20 protein-coding genes are annotated in these 17,870 nt (G+C 40.2%); 16 read left to right on the top strand and 4 right to left on the bottom strand.

Annotation, left to right across the window (positions count from 1 at the left end; translation table 11 throughout):
• Nucleotides 1-36 precede the first annotated feature (36 nt).
• On the bottom strand, nt 37-1,317 hold the full coding sequence (hflX, locus tag H9647_RS09680) for a GTPase HflX (RefSeq protein WP_191799570.1): 1,281 nt from the start codon (nt 1,315-1,317) through the stop codon (nt 37-39).
• Between the two features lie 534 nt (nt 1,318-1,851).
• On the opposite strand from hflX, the gene H9647_RS09685 reads away from it, so the two are divergent.
• From H9647_RS09685 to H9647_RS09720, 8 genes are all read left to right on the top strand, one after another.
• Nucleotides 1,852-2,199: a hypothetical protein gene (locus tag H9647_RS09685; RefSeq protein WP_191799571.1), complete on the top strand. Its 348-nt coding sequence runs from the start codon at nt 1,852-1,854 to the stop codon at nt 2,197-2,199.
• 114 nt (nt 2,200-2,313) lie between these two features.
• Entirely contained in the window at nt 2,314-2,892 is a 579-nt protein-coding gene (locus H9647_RS09690; RefSeq protein WP_191799572.1) for a DUF1273 domain-containing protein, read from the top strand.
• Between the two features lie 93 nt (nt 2,893-2,985).
• Nucleotides 2,986-3,318: an antibiotic biosynthesis monooxygenase family protein gene (locus H9647_RS09695; RefSeq protein WP_191799573.1), complete on the top strand. Its 333-nt coding sequence runs from the start codon at nt 2,986-2,988 to the stop codon at nt 3,316-3,318.
• A gap of 343 nt (nt 3,319-3,661) precedes the next feature.
• On the top strand, nt 3,662-4,351 hold the full coding sequence (locus tag H9647_RS09700) for an N-acetylmuramoyl-L-alanine amidase family protein (protein ID WP_191799574.1): 690 nt from the start codon (nt 3,662-3,664) through the stop codon (nt 4,349-4,351).
• Between the two features lie 225 nt (nt 4,352-4,576).
• Entirely contained in the window at nt 4,577-4,930 is a 354-nt protein-coding gene (locus H9647_RS09705; protein WP_191799575.1) for a hypothetical protein, read from the top strand.
• Between the two features lie 325 nt (nt 4,931-5,255).
• On the top strand, nt 5,256-5,669 hold the full coding sequence (locus tag H9647_RS09710) for a cupredoxin domain-containing protein (RefSeq protein WP_191799576.1): 414 nt from the start codon (nt 5,256-5,258) through the stop codon (nt 5,667-5,669).
• A gap of 298 nt (nt 5,670-5,967) precedes the next feature.
• Nucleotides 5,968-6,852 carry a ribokinase gene (gene rbsK / locus H9647_RS09715; protein ID WP_191799577.1) on the top strand — a complete coding sequence of 295 codons (885 nt, stop codon included), beginning with the start codon at nt 5,968-5,970 and terminating at the stop codon, nt 6,850-6,852.
• 114 nt (nt 6,853-6,966) lie between these two features.
• Nucleotides 6,967-7,707 carry a glycerophosphodiester phosphodiesterase gene (locus H9647_RS09720; protein WP_191799578.1) on the top strand — a complete coding sequence of 247 codons (741 nt, stop codon included), beginning with the start codon at nt 6,967-6,969 and terminating at the stop codon, nt 7,705-7,707.
• A 139-nt stretch (nt 7,708-7,846) separates the two neighbouring features.
• Here the strand turns inward: H9647_RS09720 and H9647_RS09725 are convergent, their stop codons facing one another.
• Nucleotides 7,847-8,020, bottom strand: coding sequence for a hypothetical protein (locus H9647_RS09725; protein WP_191799579.1), 174 nt, complete (start codon nt 8,018-8,020; stop codon nt 7,847-7,849).
• 202 nt (nt 8,021-8,222) lie between these two features.
• On the opposite strand from H9647_RS09725, the gene H9647_RS09730 reads away from it, so the two are divergent.
• Complete coding sequence (locus H9647_RS09730) at nt 8,223-8,900, top strand: DUF1796 family putative cysteine peptidase (RefSeq protein ID WP_191799580.1); 678 nt, start codon at nt 8,223-8,225, stop codon at nt 8,898-8,900.
• Between the two features lie 132 nt (nt 8,901-9,032).
• Here the strand turns inward: H9647_RS09730 and nrdG are convergent, their stop codons facing one another.
• Nucleotides 9,033-9,536, bottom strand: coding sequence for an anaerobic ribonucleoside-triphosphate reductase activating protein (gene nrdG / locus H9647_RS09735; protein ID WP_191799581.1), 504 nt, complete (start codon nt 9,534-9,536; stop codon nt 9,033-9,035).
• A complete protein-coding gene (locus H9647_RS09740) occupies nt 9,533-11,500 on the bottom strand; it encodes an anaerobic ribonucleoside triphosphate reductase (protein WP_191799582.1) in 1,968 nt (655 codons plus the stop codon). The genes nrdG and H9647_RS09740 overlap by 4 nt, the downstream gene beginning before the upstream one ends.
• A gap of 470 nt (nt 11,501-11,970) precedes the next feature.
• Between H9647_RS09740 and H9647_RS09745 the strand changes: the two genes are divergently transcribed.
• The 7 genes from H9647_RS09745 (at nt 11,971) to H9647_RS09775 (ending at nt 17,697) form a co-directional block, all read left to right on the top strand.
• Nucleotides 11,971-13,500, top strand: a complete 1,530-nt coding sequence (locus H9647_RS09745) for an MDR family MFS transporter (RefSeq protein WP_225229202.1) — start codon at nt 11,971-11,973, stop codon at nt 13,498-13,500.
• Nucleotides 13,501-13,681: 181 nt separating this feature from the next.
• Nucleotides 13,682-14,503: a hypothetical protein gene (locus H9647_RS09750; RefSeq protein ID WP_191799583.1), complete on the top strand. Its 822-nt coding sequence runs from the start codon at nt 13,682-13,684 to the stop codon at nt 14,501-14,503.
• 5 nt (nt 14,504-14,508) lie between these two features.
• Entirely contained in the window at nt 14,509-15,111 is a 603-nt protein-coding gene (locus H9647_RS09755; protein WP_191799584.1) for a hypothetical protein, read from the top strand.
• 42 nt (nt 15,112-15,153) lie between these two features.
• A complete protein-coding gene (locus tag H9647_RS09760) occupies nt 15,154-16,014 on the top strand; it encodes a hypothetical protein (protein ID WP_191799585.1) in 861 nt (286 codons plus the stop codon).
• Nucleotides 16,011-16,652, top strand: a complete 642-nt coding sequence (locus tag H9647_RS09765; RefSeq protein WP_191799586.1) for a hypothetical protein — start codon at nt 16,011-16,013, stop codon at nt 16,650-16,652. Before H9647_RS09760 ends, H9647_RS09765 begins: the two co-directional genes overlap by 4 nt.
• A 54-nt stretch (nt 16,653-16,706) precedes the next feature.
• A complete protein-coding gene (locus H9647_RS09770; protein ID WP_191799587.1) occupies nt 16,707-17,225 on the top strand; it encodes a hypothetical protein in 519 nt (172 codons plus the stop codon).
• A gap of 124 nt (nt 17,226-17,349) precedes the next feature.
• Nucleotides 17,350-17,697, top strand: coding sequence for a DoxX family protein (locus H9647_RS09775; protein WP_191799588.1), 348 nt, complete (start codon nt 17,350-17,352; stop codon nt 17,695-17,697).
• The last annotated feature ends 173 nt before the right edge of the window (nt 17,698-17,870 follow it).

Below are 17,870 nucleotides of genomic sequence, written 5' to 3' on the forward strand. Positions count from 1 at the left end.
CGAGTTATGGCAGGAGGTTTTTTGTAAGCTTATCTATTAGGAGGTAGGCCTATCAAGCAGTTGGGACCATTTCTGGATCATGGCCGGAGAAGCTTCAACGGTAAGTTTTGTACCGTCTTCCTCATAACGGGTTGATTTTACATACGCATGTTCATGTAGATAAGAGACGAATTGATCTTCACCATAAGGAATGGTGACTTCGACTTCTTTATAGTGGCCAAAGATAGCATCACGGATCGCTTGCTCTATTTCCTCAAGACCGGCCCCGGTCTTGGCTGAAACGAGAACAGCAGGCTGCCGAAGTTCTTTAGATTCAAGTGGAAGCATTCGAAGATCCGTTTTGTTATAGGCATAAATAACAGGGATTTCGTCTGCTCCGAGCTCTCGAAGTGTTGTATTGGTGACCTCAATGAGCTGCTCCGCATCAGGATTAGCACTATCTACGACATGAATTAGCAGATCTGAATCCAGCACCTCTTCCAAGGTCGAACGGAAAGCTTTGACCAAATGATGGGGCAGCTTACTGACAAATCCGACGGTATCGGTGAGAAGGAAACTTTTTCGATCTGCAAGTTCGAGCTTTCTAACGGATGTTTGTAAGGTAGCAAACAGCATATCTTTTGCAAAAACAGCTTTATCCTCGGAAGCATGATGCTTCTGTAATAGAGCATTCATAAGACTTGATTTACCCGTGTTGGTGTACCCTACAAGGCTAACTACCGGAATTTCTGTTTTTTGCCGACGTCTTCGCTGGGTTTCACGTTGTGAGATAAGCAGTTCAAGTTCCCGGCCAAGTTCGGTAATCTTATCCTCTATGCGGCGCTGAGACAGTTCTAGCTTTGTTTCACCAGAGCCTCTATTCTTGGTACCAACACCGCCTCGTTGTCTGCCTGACGAAGAACTAATACCAGATAAACGGGGCAACACATATTGTAGTCTGGCTAGTTCTACCTGCAGCTGGGATTCTCTCGATCTTGCACGTTCGGCAAATATATTCAAAATTAATGTCGTTCGATCCAGAACAGATGCATCTAGTCTTTTCTCCAAATTACGAACTTGGGAGGGGGAAAGTTCGTCGTTAAAAATAACAATGTCCACCTCTAGTGTATCCAGGAGCCTCGCCAGTTCTTCAATTTTACCCGTACCTAGATATAAGGAAGGATGTACTCGCTCCGCTTTTTGTGTAATAACAGCCTCCACGGATATATGACATGCGTCAGCCAGATTTGCGAGCTCCTCCATAGAATAATTAAAATCTTCCTGTCCCTTGCGCTCAAGACCCGCAATAATTGCTTTTTCTTTGATTATTTGTTCCATTTGGTTGTCCTCCTTAGGTTTGAACATCAAAAAAACACAGGCGGACTGCTGCCTGTGTTACGCATGAGAACTCGGCGGACATAGAAGAAGTAGGTTCAAAAAGCGACAGATTCTACAAAGCCATATTCTGACCAGATCGTAAAGATATCCAGCCGCTAAAAATATGGAGAGGTTAAATCGCTTTCCCATAGAGGCCAGCCTGCCTTAATGGCCGAATCCCACAAGAATAATAATTGAATACCCAAATAAATTAGATCGAATCCGAGTCCTCTGTCCGCACACAGTAGACAGAGTCTTTGCCTATTTAGTTAGTAGGGGCAAAAGTGAATCTTACTCGAATCCAATTTATAATCATTCCGGTATCCCTCCGTTCCTAAAGTTAGGCCTATCTTAGCACAGCAAAAATAAAGATAGCAAAAGAAAAGATAGATATAATAATTTATTACCTGCCCAGCTTGTCCTTTTATTTTTGTAAGTAAGCCATCTTTTCCTTACCATCCGCATACATATGTTCATAAAGGAGCGTGATAGGGAATGGAATTATTACTACATCGTTATTTTGAATTGAAGCAGCGAAAGAAAGCGATAGATGAAGAACTGTCCGTACTTCGGGATGAGATTATCCTGGTGATGAAAGAGGAGGGAGTGAATCTGATCGATGCAGGAGACTATACTGCAAAACTCGTAGGCCAATCCAAAAAAGAATATGATGATGATAAATTATATAAAGCACTCCCTGATGCAGACGTATGGAAGCTAATTTCAAAAGCAGATCATGCCAAAATTGCTGCACTGCTGAAACTAAAAGTGATTTCGGAGGAAAGCATTGAGCATACGTATGATACGAAAAAAACGGAACTTTTGATCGTAAATAAAATATAAGTAAAACGGCAAGGACATCTTCAGATAAGAATAGGGTAGAAGCAACAAAGAAGTAGAATGTGGTACGATAGTAACATCAAGAACAGTCAGAAAGACGGCAGGTGGCTTTATTTTATGAAAAACTTATTAGTAACTGGATATCGGGCTCATGAGCTCGGTATTTTCAACCAAAAACATCCAGGCATTCCTTTTATAAAGCAGGCTCTTCGTTCCAAACTTGTTTCGTTGATTGAGGATGGAATTGAGTGGGTTATCACACCCGGACAAATTGGAATTGATCTATGGGCTTGTGAAGTTGTCATTGAATTAAAAAAGGAGTATCCGCAGCTCAAATTATCCATTATTTCGGCCTTTGCTGACCCGGAAGCGAATTGGTCGGAGGATAAGAAAACGTACTATGAAGAAATTAAACGGAATGTGGACTATTATGGTGTGGTGAGTAAACAGCCTTATATCGGCCCTTGGCAGTTTGCTGCGAGAGACGAACTGTTATTCCGGAAAACGGATCATTTACTGCTTGTGTATGATGAAGAGACAGGCCCAGGAAGTCCTAAATTTGTAAAGGAAAAAGCACTCAAAAAGCAGCAAGAAGATGGGTATGGTATCACCATCATTCATTCTGAAGATATCCAGAACATGGCTGACGAGATGACAGGTTTTTACGAAGAAGGAGAAACAGACTGGGTGGAATAAATAGGTGGGTATGGTATCCATGCGTTGACACTGATAATCATTATCGTCTAGTATAGTGATATAGGTAATGATATTAGAGAGGGTGTTTATATCTTGTTAGTCCAACTTCGTAAAATTACGGTAAAAGAAGGTTTCAGTGAGAAGATCGTGGAGCGTTTCGGCAAACCAGGCGGACCGATGTCCGAGATTCCAGGCTTTATTGATCGATCGGTGATGGTGAAGAAAAACCGTAAAAAAGGGGAAGAAACGGAAGAAGTTATCGTCATGGTTCGCTGGGAATCAGAGGAAGCATGGAAGACTTGGGAGAAGAGCCCTGCTCACATTGAGGGTCACCGGAACAAACGAACTCAGGAGAAACCAGAATATTTGCTAGATACCGAAGTATCTATGTATCTTGTGAAAACGACTGAACAGGTGGAAGTATAATTATCTTTCTACATAATCATTGAATAATGATAGAAAGTAACCCTACGAAACATGGGACCTAGGTATCTTCCCCATTATTAATATGTTATAATTTACCACATGATTCTGATATCGTTATGAGGTGAAATAGTGCATATTTTATGGGAAAATATCTTGATTACGTTAATCCCGATTGTTTGTGTCATTGGATTTATTGTGTATCTAGTCATACCGACAAAAAGAAAATAAGAACAGAATAAGAACTCTATCGATCTTCGGATTGGTAGAGTTTTTGTTGTTTCCTGAGTTTTTCGTCCAAGCAAGTAATAGAACCAATCATATAATATAAGGGAGGTGATAAATCATGGTTAAAATATTTATTGACCCTGGTCACGGAGGATCCGATTCAGGAGCGTTAGGGTATGGTCTGAAAGAAAAAGATCTAACACTGGCGATCGCTACTCGGGTTCGTTCCATATTGCTCGCAGAATATAGTAACGTATCTATTTTAATGAGCCGGATGAAGGATGAAACGGTGACTCTGACACAGCGTACCAATGCAGCAAATACGTGGGGAGCCGATTATTTTTTATCTATACACATTAATGCTGGCGGGGGTACAGGTTATGAGGATTTCGTATATCCGGGATCTAGCACTCGCGCTGCAAACTATCAGAGTAATATGCACAATGAAATTTTAAAGTTAAATACACTTACCGATCGAGGGCGAAAAACGGCAAACTTTCATGTACTAAGGGAATCTCGTATGCCTGCCATCTTGACGGAGAATGGATTTATAGATTCAAACAGCGACGCAGCACTGCTTAAATCAGCTTCACATCTTGATTCAGTTGCTCGGGGACATGTGAATGGTCTCGTCAAAAATTTCAATCTAACAAAGAAGATTACAACTGTTCAGCACACGGTTGTTAATGGTGATACAGTATATGCTTTAAGCTTGAAATATGGAAGTACAATACAGCAGATCAAAGAATGGAATAAACTGGATAATAACTTTGCAATTCATGTAGGCCAGGTTCTACGAGTGAAATAATGTAGTTAAACTAAGGTATGTAGCTGTTGGAGCACGCTGTTGGAGCACGCTGTTGGCAAAGAGCCAAACAGGTGCTTTTTTTGATTTTAGTTACATGAATCTATTTCATAATACCTTTAGTTACGAATTTATCGTTTTAATGAGTTATGAAATTGATTAACATACATGGGAATAATAATTCGTTATAGTATAATGTTAGAAAATAGAATTTCAGGAGGGATCTGCTTGTCCGCATCACATCATCAGCACATTTATTGTGTACATTGTAATGCTGAGATTGAATCTCGGTATGATCTCTTGGTGAACCTCTCTTTTTTTTCGTTATCTGCCTATCATACCTCATGTTATTCAGAAGCCTTAAAAGGCTGCCAATCGATTTTTCTAGACGGGAGCCCAGTAAATGGTGCAGCATTTAGCTGGACTTCTGGTTTTGCCTTCCTTTTTGGAATGATTCTTTTATTTATTCCTAAAGAAAACATAGGGGGTTCAAGAGTCTGGCTCTTGAATGTGGTCTTGTTACTTTTCCCGCTAGCGCGGCTATGTTCTTGGTACATTTACGAGCGGCATCTTGATAAATAAAAGGTTGAGGAGGATAGTTTATTGAGAATTGATGAAAGCCACTCAGCACAAAACGGGGAATGAACTTGTCTCCATCGTGAATAACAATCCTATTTTATATTGAACATGCAAGAGTAAAGTCAGCCCATTAACTGATCAGTTAGCGGGCTATTTTTCATGTGCATGACTTTAGTTGAAAGGGAGCGTCACAGAATAGTAAGATTTTATGGAACAAAATAGGTGTAAAGTAGCTCTAAAGGGTCATTTCAGTTATAGAATCATTGATTTATCATTATAATGAGTATGGGACATCATGAATATTGTTTTTCGAGAGGAACGATTGATTATGAATAAAAAATTGCCGAAATGGTGGCCTTTTGCCGCAATTGGAGTGGTGGCTGTAATCCTCATGGCAGGGGCTTTGTTTATGTTTAGCGGAAAGGAAATTATGCCGTCTGCTGGAGGGAACGGGCAGGCAGAAGAAGAACTGGAAGGCTATGAAGTGATTACGGTTCAGGTCAAATCGGACGGTTTCTATCCCGATAAGATTGAGGTAAAACAAGGAGTACCGACCAAAATTAATTTTAGAAAAGATACCTCCCTCACATGCATTACGGATGTTGTGTCTAAAGATTTGGATATGCTGAAATATTTGGAAAAAGGTGATAACTACTACACTGTGGATACCACGCTTGATCCCGGTTCCTATTCATTTAATTGCGGAATGTATATGTATTACGGAAATATAACAGTAATTTGACACAAAGTGACCTTATCTAATAGATCTGCGGAAAAGAATAGATAAAAGGACTGTTGCCTGATAGGTACAGTCCTTTTATCATATATAGAGTAGCTCTTCCTCATCTATGTATAATTTTTCGTATCAACCAGATAACAAAGACAAGAGCTGCAATGAGCAAAATCAATCCTGTTATACCTATATTTTGCATGATAGTGACCACTCCTTATCGTAATATATAGTAAATAATACCATTTTATTAAATGTAAACATATAGAAAATGAAAAGTAAATCTCAAATGAAGGCGGGAATTCTAACAATGAGTACATATAAAAAGCCAAAAGTAACGGTGATTGGAAGTTCTTCAATGGATCTTGTAGTCACGTCAAGTAAACGTCCTAGCGCAGGTGAAACGGTACTTGGTGAATCTTTTCAAGCGGTACCTGGAGGAAAGGGAGCTAATCAGGCTGTGGCTGCTGCGAGACTTGGAGCCGAGGTTTACATGGTAGGACGTGTTGGTGAAGACACGTATGGAAAAGCCATTTTGGACAATTTTAAGCAAAATCATGTAAACGTCAACTATGTTCAGCCGGTAGCCGAGATGGAGAGCGGGACAGCACATATCATTTTGGCTGAAGGGGATAACAGCATTATCGTAGTAAAAGCAGCTAATAATGAAGTGACCCCTGCTTATATCGATCAAGCCGCTGAAGTGATTCGCACCTCGGATATCGTACTTATTCAGCAAGAGATACCGGAAGAGACGGTTGAACATGTAGCAGAAATATGTAAAGAAGCAGGTGTCCCCCTTGTCCTCAATCCGGCGCCAGCAAGGAAAATAAGTCAGCAACTCATTGAAGATGCTGCCTATATTACACCAAATGAACATGAAGCACAGATGATGTTTGAGGAAGAGAATGTAGAGGATTCATTACGTAAATATCCGAATAAACTTATCGTAACCGAAGGAAAGAAGGGAGTTCGTTATTATGACGGCGAACAAGAGGTAGTGGTCCCTGCTTTTATCGTGGAAGCTGTAGATACAACGGGTGCAGGCGATACTTTTAATGCGGCATTTGCAGTGGCGCTGGCAGAAGGAAAGTCAATAAAAGATAGTATCTCCTTTGCTAATCTAGCGGCTTCTATATCGGTAACCAAATTCGGAGCGCAAGGCGGAATGCCGTTTCGTCATGATTTAATATAGATTTTACATGATACGGGTGATAGGGGAATAAGAGCATCGTATACTAAACTAGATTACAGACTAGAATACTTTGAAATCTTATTTCTTCTATCTTGTGAGGAAGGTGCAGATTTTATGAAAAAACCGCTGATTATTGCCCATCGAGGGGCAAAAGGGGAAGCTCCAGAGAATACAATAGCTGCTTTTGAACTTGCTTTGCAGCAGGGCTGTGATGCCTTTGAACTTGATATTCATCTATCCCAAGATGGAGAAATCATGGTTATTCATGATGACACCGTCCGTCGTACTACGAATGGTAACGGGTATGTAAAAGAGATGACGATGGCAGAACTTCAGCAGCTGGATGCCGGATCGTGGTTTGATTCCTCCTACCAAGGAGAATCGATCCCTACTTTAAGGGAAGTATTTGAGCTTGCTCCCCGTCATCTGATGATTAATGTTGAAATTAAGGGCGGGACTTCCGAAGGGGTGGAAGAAAAATTGGTTGCGCTGCTAGAAGAGTATGTCCTGTATGACAATGTCGTCGTATCTTCTTTTCATTTTGACAGCTTACGCACTTTGGAAAAATTGAATTCGAAAGTGAAAACGGGCCTACTATATGCTCAAAATTTCGCTCACCCTGAGTTATTACCGAATACTGCAGGAGTAAATGCTTTTTCTCTGCACCCATATTTCATCCACTTAGAAGAGGCAGACTTCAGATCTGTACAAAATGAAGGCTTGCAGATATATGCTTGGACGGTAAATGAAGAGAGTGTGATGAACAAGTTAATAGAAAAAGGAATTGATGGCATCATTACCGATTATCCTGGCCGATTAAAAAAAGTAATGGAACAAAAGAGAGTTAACCGCTGAGCGCGTAATCCGGCGGTCGGTTATATACAAAAAGAGAGAAACCTACTCATCCGTAGATTTCTCTCTTTTTTTTGGATTCGAAAGCGCAGAATAATTACGACGGTAAGTGGATGAAAGCCACATATTCTGCGCTTCCTGATTATCGCTTTTCTTCTTCATCCTTATCCTCATCCGTTATCCCCTGTTCATCTTCGGTAAGATTAGCAATCGTTATTGAATCAGAGTTTTTGGTCCAATCGATCTGATCGAATCTCGGATCCGGTTCGACAATAGAATCAAAACCGGCACCGCGGTCTGTTTTGTCTTCACTCATGATAGGTTCACCCTTTCCGTTATGGTTAGTTTGAGCCAAGTATTCCGTAATTATGTATCATTACCGCAGGAGAAGAAGAGTGAAACAAATAATCCTTAGGTCTATAGAGAGTGTTTTTGATAAGAAGAGTCCAATCGCACAGGCACAGCGGAGCTTTTCGTAATCTAATAGGGTATACCCTGGCTGAAAGGAGGCAAAGTAAATGGAACTGCATGAATTAAAGGGTGGGTATGATGTCCTCTGTAGTCTGGGCCATAACTGTCTTCCTGCAAGCCAGCTGAATCACAGTAAAATCCGAAATATAGCTGGAGTCATCGACTGGATGATGTCCCCTCATTTATCAGGGGTGAGTGCGCTGCTACGTGATCGATTCCGTCATGTCATGCTAAGAGATAATCTCAGGTATCACGGGGCAAGTTCTGATTCAGGTTGTTATGTCATTCGGGACGCTGCCTATGATCTGTATTCTGTTCATGATTTTCCGATGGAAGATAACGATCCCGATATCCTTGAAAGCTATTCAGGCTTGAAGCAAAAACTAGACTATAGAGCAAACCGGTTTTTGCAGCTTATGCAGAGTGGTAAGCGAATCTTTTTTTTACGAACCGAAGCCACTTCATATGAAACGGAAGAGTTGTTACAAGTTCTAGATGACCTCGTGGTAGGTGATTATAAATTACTAGTAGTAAATCACGCGCAGGTATCGGATATAGTTCAGATTGATTATCAACTGCCGAACGTCTGTACACTGCTCATCCCAGAGGTAGCAAACATGTTTCAAGATAACCACACCTTATGGCGAACCATTCTGGGAGGAATCTATAACACCATGACTAACGAAGAAATAAATACCTATCTATTACAAAATTACAACACATGAAAAATTCACATAAGAAATGAGAGGTTTCTTGTTCCATTTGATCGAGACCATACTCCTACTTTACCTATCGTGAAAAACGAAAAACATCCGGTTCATGAACGTAGACCATGTCGCCGGATGTTTCTATAAGAATTATAAAGTAATCACCGTGTCTTGGGATAACGATGCTTGTACATCAATAATTCGCTGATTTCGGCTTCCGCGGAAAAGAAGCGTGGTATCTTTCAATTCCATTTGGAAAGGACCATCGATGATGACATCACAAAGCTCAGCAAGCGACCGCATGTCTGGATCCTCCAGCAGCTTTTCATAGACAAAACCGGTATAAGCCCAAAGGGTTTTTTCTGGACAAAGCTCTTTATACTTCCGAACAAAAGCTGTACATGCAGGGGCGGAGAAGAAAGGATCTCCCCCGCATAAGGTCAGCCCATCAAGCAATGGGTTGTCCGCAATTTCCTGGATAATGCGCAGTTGTTCTTCTTCCGTGAAAGGTTTACCTGCCCTGAAATTCCAGGAAGATGGATTAAAACAGCCAGGACATGCATGCTTACAGCCACTTATAAAAACAACAGCCCGAAGACCCGCACCTTCATTAATAGATTCTGGAATATAACCGCAGATGTGTAAAGGGATCATAGATGTTTAACCCGGTCTCTGACTTCCGCTTGTTTAGCTGAATTGAAACGAACTGTGTAATCTCCAGTTAAATATCCAGTTACTCTGCGAAGTCGGCTAAAATGAATGTCATTTTCATTTATTCCACAGCTTGGACATTCTGTACCAATGACACCTTCATAGCCGCAGGAAGGACAGCGATCTAATGGGTGGTTGACTGAGAAATATCCGATATTTTGAGACAGCGCATATTGTACAATTCGGCGGAATGCATCCTGATTATTACGGGCATTTCCATCCAGTTCTACATAAGAGATCGCTCCTGCATTGCATAGTTCATGGAATGGTGCTTCCAGCTGAATTTTCTTCGCGGCCGAAATCGAATAGTACACAGGAACATGGAAAGAGTTCGTATAGTAATCACGATCATTAATTTCAGGTAGAATTCCGTATTTATTTCGATCCAAAACGGTGAATTTTCCTGACAAGCCTTCTGCTGGAGTAGCAAACAGGGTAATATTCAGATTGTATTCATCCCCTTTTTTGTCACAGAATTTCCGCATGGTTTCAATAATATGAACTGCTTCTTTGTAGGATATTTCGTCTTCCGCATGATGTTTTCCATATAATGCTTTCATACATTCAGCAAGTCCAATAAATCCAATCGACAATGTTCCATGCTTCAGTAGGGCTGCTACGGGTTCATCAGGATTCAGATGTTCGCCACCTTCCCAGACACCTTCCCGCATCATAAAGTCAGAGGCTTTTGCAGGTTGAACAGATTGAATAGCGTATCTATGCAGCAGCCCTTCTAAAGCGATCTCCATTACACGGTGTAAATTCTTGTAGAATTCTTTCATATCGGGTTCTGTCCGTTTACGCAGCGCAATCCCATGTTCAATGCCAAGCTTCACAAGGTTAACCGTATTAAAAGAGAGATTTCCTTTTCCGCTTTGACGGTTGCGGCCAAACCGGTCAGCGATCGTACGCGTGCGGCAACCCATGGTAGCAATAATGGTATCAGGTTCATTTTCACGATAGAACGGCAAATTAAATGTAGCATCGACATTTACGAAGTTCGGATATAATCTCCGGCTGGAACATTCGAGCGCTTTTACAAAAATATCATAGTTAGGTTCACCTGGAGCTTGGTTAATCCCTTGTTTACACTGGAAAATATGTTGAGGGAACACAGGTGTTTCTCCATGGCCGAGTCCTGCGATTGTAGCATCAAGAAGCGCATTGGATACAAGTCTTCCTTCAGCAGACGTGCATAATCCATAGTTTAAGGACGTAAACGGAATTTGACCGCCTGCCCGGCTGCTCATCGTATTTAGGTTGTGAATAAGGGATTCAGCCGCTTGTTGGGTCTCTTGAATGGTTTCATTCATGGCAAAAGCGTAGGCTTTCGGACAAGTCGTTTGTGCGAGTTCACTATTCATATGGATATGTTCCTGATCTAGTTCTGCTGTTTCTTCAAATAATTGTTTTCCTTTTCGGAAGTGCTTTCTAAAGGAACGTGCTACATAAGGAGCCAGGTCCCAATCGATTTTGTTGGCAGAAACACCGCCAAATTGACTGTTTTGCTGGGACTGAAAAATAATAGCGACAAGTGACATCGCTGACATGATCGATTGAGGGGTTCGAACAGAACCATTTCCTGTATTAAATCCGCGTTCTAGAAGCCGATCAAAAGGAATAAAGATGCAGTTCGTTGTACCGAGCGCATATTGATCAAGATCGTGAACATAAAGTTCGCCCTCTGTTATAGCTTGAGCAACCTGTTTGGGAAGGACATGCTTCATGACATGTTTTTTCGCAGTTTCAGATCCGATTTTACTCATCTTTCCACTGAAAGAGTCTCCATTCAAATTTGCATTTTCTCTAAGCAGATCGGTGTCCTTACTGCCTAAGATTTGGTCCATAATATCTGTGAGTTCATCTGCTTGTTTAGGGTTAGGTATGAATGCTTCTAATTTTGCCATATGAATGATCTCCTTCTAATTCCGTTTTCTGTTATGTGTTGTTTGTTTTGGATGATTTATATGTTTTAGTAATGCGGTACACACTATATATTGATCTATTTGAGTATCATACCTACAAGATATACTCGAAGTGTATGACAAAAATCACACTTTAACATGCTTAAAATCCATAACAGAGAGTTAAAAAAGGGCACAAACCCTTATCCATAGTGGGAGGAAGAGCTATGCAATATGAGGTGAAAAAACATAAAAAATGATAGGAGAATGATTTATAAATATAATCAATAAAAAACAGATATAGAAAAGAAATACGGATGCAGAAGAAACTAGGATGTGGTATGTTGTAAAAGTGCAATAAATCACAATAAGTAACGATACTTACTCCTTACATTGTCCGTATACCTCATCTTCAAAAAAAGAAGGGTAACGGATTTACATATATATAGATAGAATTGGATGGAGGAGAAAAATTGAATACAAATTCACTGAATGATTCGGCAGATAACAACGTAAATAAGAGTGCCGACTTTCCGAAAACCGGGTTGCTACTTGCTGTTTTATTGTCGGGTGCCTTTGTAGCTATTCTTAACGAGACGTTGCTGAATGTAGCTTTATTTCAAATCATGGGTGACCTGAGTATTGAACCTCACCTGGCACAGTGGCTTTCGACTAGCTATATGCTTGTCATCGGTATACTGATCCCCGTATCTGCGTATTTAGTTCAGCGGTTTACAACAAGACAACTTTATCTATCTGCAATGGCCTTATTCCTGATCGGGACAGTCCTTGCCGCAATCAGTTCAAGCTTCGGTATTCTTCTCTTAGGAAGGGTGATTCAAGCCGTCGGTACGGCTGTGCTGATTCCACTGATGATGAATATTATCTTGGCTGTCATTCCTATGGAGCGCAGAGGAGCTGCAATGGGACTGATTGGACTTGTTCTTATGTTTGCACCCGCAATTGGACCGACATTATCCGGTTTTATCCTGCAGCATTTATCATGGCGCTGGTTATTTATTTTGGTAGCTCCGATCGTTGCCTTAACGCTGATCTTCGGATTTATGAAGTTGCGAAATGTTACCAGTACAAGCAGACCGAAACTGGATGTGTTCTCCGTTATTCTTTCTACGATTGGTTTTGGAGGGATTGTATTCGGATTTGGAAGTATGGGGGAAGGCGGCAGCACAGCGATTCAGAGTTATGTGATCTTTATTATCGCGATTGGTGCTATATCTCTTGGTCTCTTTGTGTGGAGGCAGATGAAGTTGACTGTACCTGTTATGGATATGAAGGTATTTATCTATCCGATGTTTTCTGTTGCTGTTGTATTATCCATCATCGTAATGATGACCATGTTTGCTATGATGCTCGTTTTACCTCTTTATTTGCAGCAAGTGATGCTTTATAGTACTTTGATGACCGGACTTGTCATGTTGCCTGGCGGACTTCTGAACGGACTCATGTCGCCAATCATGGGGAAATTATTCGATAAATATGGACCACGGGTGCTTCTTCTGCCTGGGATGTTGATTATGATTGTTACAATTACTTGTTTCTTATTGCTGCCTTTACAGTCTGCTTGGCTTGTGGCCGTTCTTCAAACTTTCTTAATGATATCTATTGCCATGATTATGATGCCTGCACAAGCCAATGGACTGAATGCCCTTCCTGCCGAGTTATATCCGCATGGGACAGCAGTTCTGACTACGCTGCAGCAAACGTCAGGTGCTCTGGGAGCAGCAATCTTCATCTCGATTATGCAGAATGGGGAGAAGAAAGCGCTAAGCGGCATAGCGAATCCTGGAACGGCTGAATTGAATGCAGCAATGACTGCGGGTGTAATGGACGCATTTAAGATTGGACTGATTCTCGCTTGTCTCGGTTTCGTCCTTGCTTTGTTTGTGAAAAGAGTGGCAGGACAGACAGCGAATAGTACAGCATCTTCAGTACTTAGCGAGACGGAATTTGTTACAGGAACGGCAACTGTAAAGGGAAAATAAATGAGTATGCAATAGTACTTACTGAATCCTATATGGCAGAGTAGAATGCAATATGAAAAGGGGGATCAAATTGAACTCAATTTGATCCCCCTTTTTTTGTAGTTATTAGGAATTACAACACTTATCTCCTCTCATTTGCTAATTAGTGGTAAAATAATGTCTTGAAATGAGGTGGGTACAGATGAATACGCCGAAATGGCTAACTGCAAGGACAGTATTCATTGGATTTTTATTACTGTTAATCATGAGTTGGGCAGGGAATGTATGGTATTACTTCGGGGCAAGACTCGATAAACCTTTGTTTCTCACGCATTTGGGCAGTTACGATGTAAACCAAGAAGAAATTCCAATTTATTATCTGGAGAATAAAACGGGTGATAACAGGGTCATATATATCAAGTTTGATGAGCTGCCTTATTCCAGCTACCGAATCGAAGAAGTGAAGGAATATACACACCATGTACTAAAGGTCCTTTACTATAAGCCACTAAGAGAAGAAGATGAGCAAAATGAACAGCAGGAACTTGTAATTCATGAAATGGAAGTGGTGTATCAAGGGATTGAGTCTGAACGAATCCCGATCGGTGAAATTCGTATTGAGACTTTTGATCAGTCAGATGAAGATTCCATTGTCCTTACTACGTCAAGCGGCGGTTTTCCTGATGGCAGCGGACTTACGGCTCTTCGGATGAAAGAACCCGCAATCCTTGAACACGTGTCTCTAAATCAGTCTGATATCGAACCGGTTCTTCAGCTTATGGTGAATGATACGGACTATTCCGATCTACAGGAATGGAAACTGAACGAAAATGACCCCATTCGAATTAGCTACAAGTGGAATCTTCCGATGAAGGGTGAAGGATCAATGAGGGTATATAACCCCGTGGTTCAGCTTCATTTTAAACGGGAAGATGGTTCAATCAGGGTAGAAGCAATAGCGATTAATGAGAGTTCTGTTTATTTCTCAGAAGAGCAAGTGAGGTCCTATATACAAGAGAGGTGAATGGATTGGAGTATTTATTGCGTACAAAGGTCACGACACCCCTTAGGAGAATGGGGATCGGCTTTATTTTCATAATCATTAAAGTTAACTTTCATATTAATTTCTATTCATTTGATATATTTGCTGATTTTATAGGATATTTCTTGATTTATCGGGCTGCTGTGGTATTAAGCGAAAAAACATCTGTTTTTCATGTTGTATCATGGCTTGCTCTTTTGCTATCCATCCTATCCTTGCCTAAGGATTTCATGCCGTCAGTAAGTACTGCTGAAACATTTCAAACCATCTCGGTTGCAAACCATATCTATACGCAAGGCTTAGAGTTATTCATGATTATACTCCTATATTTCATATACAAAGGTCTTTGTGATCTTCCTTTATGGTACTATATAAGATCGGGTTTACTAAAACAGTCGATGCAAAAAAGATGCTTATGGCTGATAGGTTGTCTGATGCTTAAAATGCTCATCTATCCATTTTTTCTTAATCTAGTTGAGGATAAGCTCGTTTTTGTCATTGTTCCTGTGCTGCTTTCGGTTATCCTTTATATCCTTTTCGTACGAGTACTGTACCGAATGGCAAAAGCGGCCGAGCAGATCAGAGGATGACGTAACAAAATATTATGCGACGAGAAGGAAGGAAGAACACGATTGAAGTACAAAGAACTGATCCATTCATCAAAGAAGCGTAAGACTACATTTATAGGATTAGGGTTATTATTTATTTTGCTAATCTTATGGGCGGGAAACATTGGGTATTACAACCGTATGCAACTTAAAAAACCGGTTTTTCCTACTCACTATTTGACGACAACGATTTTCAATGGAACAAACTTGATGGAAATTGATTTTATGGAGAACAAAGGACCGGGGAAGAAAGTGCAGTCTATCTTGATCGAAGAATTCAATAAAGAATCATATTCAAAAAATGAAAGAGGACGTTATAAATATCAGTTGTCCTACCAAATGCATTTTAAATTTACCGAAAAAGATCTGGAGTATTTGCCTGATCAAAGTAATGAACTCATCGTAAACACCATAACTGTAAATTATGATGATGGCACCTCGGAACAGGTTCCGATCGGTGAACTTATCTTCCGTGCCAATCCAGAGAAATCTCAGGATTTAGCCTTGATTCACGGGGGATCTTCTTCTGACGGTTCGGGATATGAAGTGTTTGAGATGAACTCAGATGCAGTACTTGAGAAAATTGAATTAAGTCATACCGATAAACTAAAAGATTTATTCCAGCTTCGTGTGTATGGCAAACCATATGATCAAGTTACATACCCTAAACAAATTAAAAAAGGCGATAGCATCCATTTTCAGTATGCGTCTATAGAACCGAGACTCGCGAAAGATGGGTTTATCTCTTATTCCGTAGGAATTTTAGTTCATTTTAGATTGCCAGACGGTTCCAAAATCGTTTACGATCTTCTGACAAGCAACCATTTTTATTATTCATCGGATGAAATTAAAAAGATTGTGCGAGATGGGGGTGCAGTGAAATGACCAACCTCTCAATTCAGCACATCAGTGAAAAAGCACTTCGCCGATTGGCATGGGGATTTACCTTGCTTATATTGGATATTAATATCATGGGGTTTGATATTTTTAATGACTTGTTAGGGTATATACTCATTTTATACTCGCTTTCTTCCTTAGAAGCGGAGTCTGCTCTATTTCAGAAAGTGAAATGGATTACGTTACTTTTTTTAATCGAATCTTTTATAACCGATTGGTTTCCGAATAAAAATGTGGGGCTATGGTCCCCGGACATATCTCTGTCCTCCATTGTCTATGGGCAGGTGTTCTCCTTAGTCGATTTACTGATGATCATACTGCTGTTTACTTCACTTGGGCAATTATCGATATGGCAACAAATGAGTGATCCATCGCTGGAAGAGGCATTCATAACTAGACGCAAAGCATTCATTGGTTTACTTGTACTTCAGCAATTTTTCTATCCTTTTATTATCAATTTGGAACAAGAATGGGAAGTTGTTATGACGATATTTGCAATCTTATACGTGTTTTTCATGTTCTTATTGATTCGGCTTTTGTTTCGCTTGGCTAATGCATATGGTGCGGTACACCAAGGACAAGATAAAGATACGAGTAATATGCAGAGCGGTGATCCATACTTATAGAATGGTTACTTATTAGAACGGATAGTAAATAGAGATAGAAGGGAGAAATGATTAATGGCAAGAGAAGTACACGCAGTACCTTTTGGTTATGAACCGCCGAAGGAAATGTATAAAGGATCACTGATCTATTATGATGATTTTGAGAAAATAACAGATATACAGTTATCTGAGGCATACCATACAGTAAAGGAACGTAAATTCACAAAGTTCATTCTCTATCCACTTCATGAAGCGACAGTAAAACGGATGACGAATCACCCAGTGCTTCCATTTTACAAGAGAGAAGACCGTTTGCATGAATGGAAAAGAGAACAGAATGATAGCATGATTACCGTGGAGAATTGGGAAGGCAAAAGAAAAAAATATACGCCAATGGAAGCGGCACTACGACATGTAACCGAGAAGTACAAAGGTCCTTTTTTTCTGATGCTGTCAAGCGAATATGCGAACTGTTTTGCTTCTTATCCTTTTTTTGATGACTGGATCACTAAGATTAGATTGATTCTCATTGATGATCCTAAATTTACGCATCCAAAATTAGAAAAGAATCAGCACCGATGGGAAGTTTTGTAATTGAGAGAAGGAATTTCGGGATTTTCCGAGTTCCTTCTATACATATTAGATGTTCCATCGCATAACTTGATTAAAGCCCATGGATACTACTCCTACATCATTATGAACGCAAAGGAGATCTACAATGACAACAGTGCTACAGGTGGGAACAGGCATCGCGTTTTTGTTGCTAGGGATGAGTAAGTTTATGTCCAAAGAGGTGGCCGCCAAATATACAAGTTTCGGCTTACCGAAGTGGTTTAGTTATGTGATGGGAATCTTAGAAATGCTGGGGGCTATCTTGCTCTTTATTGGTAGCTGGAATCTTTTGCTTGGAGCAGTTGGAGCTTTTTATCTTGCGATTATGATGGCAGCGATGGTTGTTATACAAATTAGACTCGGAAAAGGATCCATGTCGGGAGTCTTATCTTCTGTTACGTTAATGATGATCTGTTTTGTTATTGTGAGCATGAATCTTGTAAGTATATCGTAAGCAAAAGAAAGACTACATTTTCTTATTATTAGAAAATGCGGTTTTCTTTTTTTTTGAAAATTCATTGGTGATAAATGGAATTAAAAAAACTCTCTATTTTTTAATTCAAAATCAATAAATTTGTTTACATAATATTGAGTATGTCTATATATTCATAATTACATATATTTTTA

Source organism: Paenibacillus gallinarum, assembly GCF_014836635.1.
GTDB lineage: Bacteria > Bacillota > Bacilli > Paenibacillales > Paenibacillaceae > Paenibacillus > Paenibacillus gallinarum.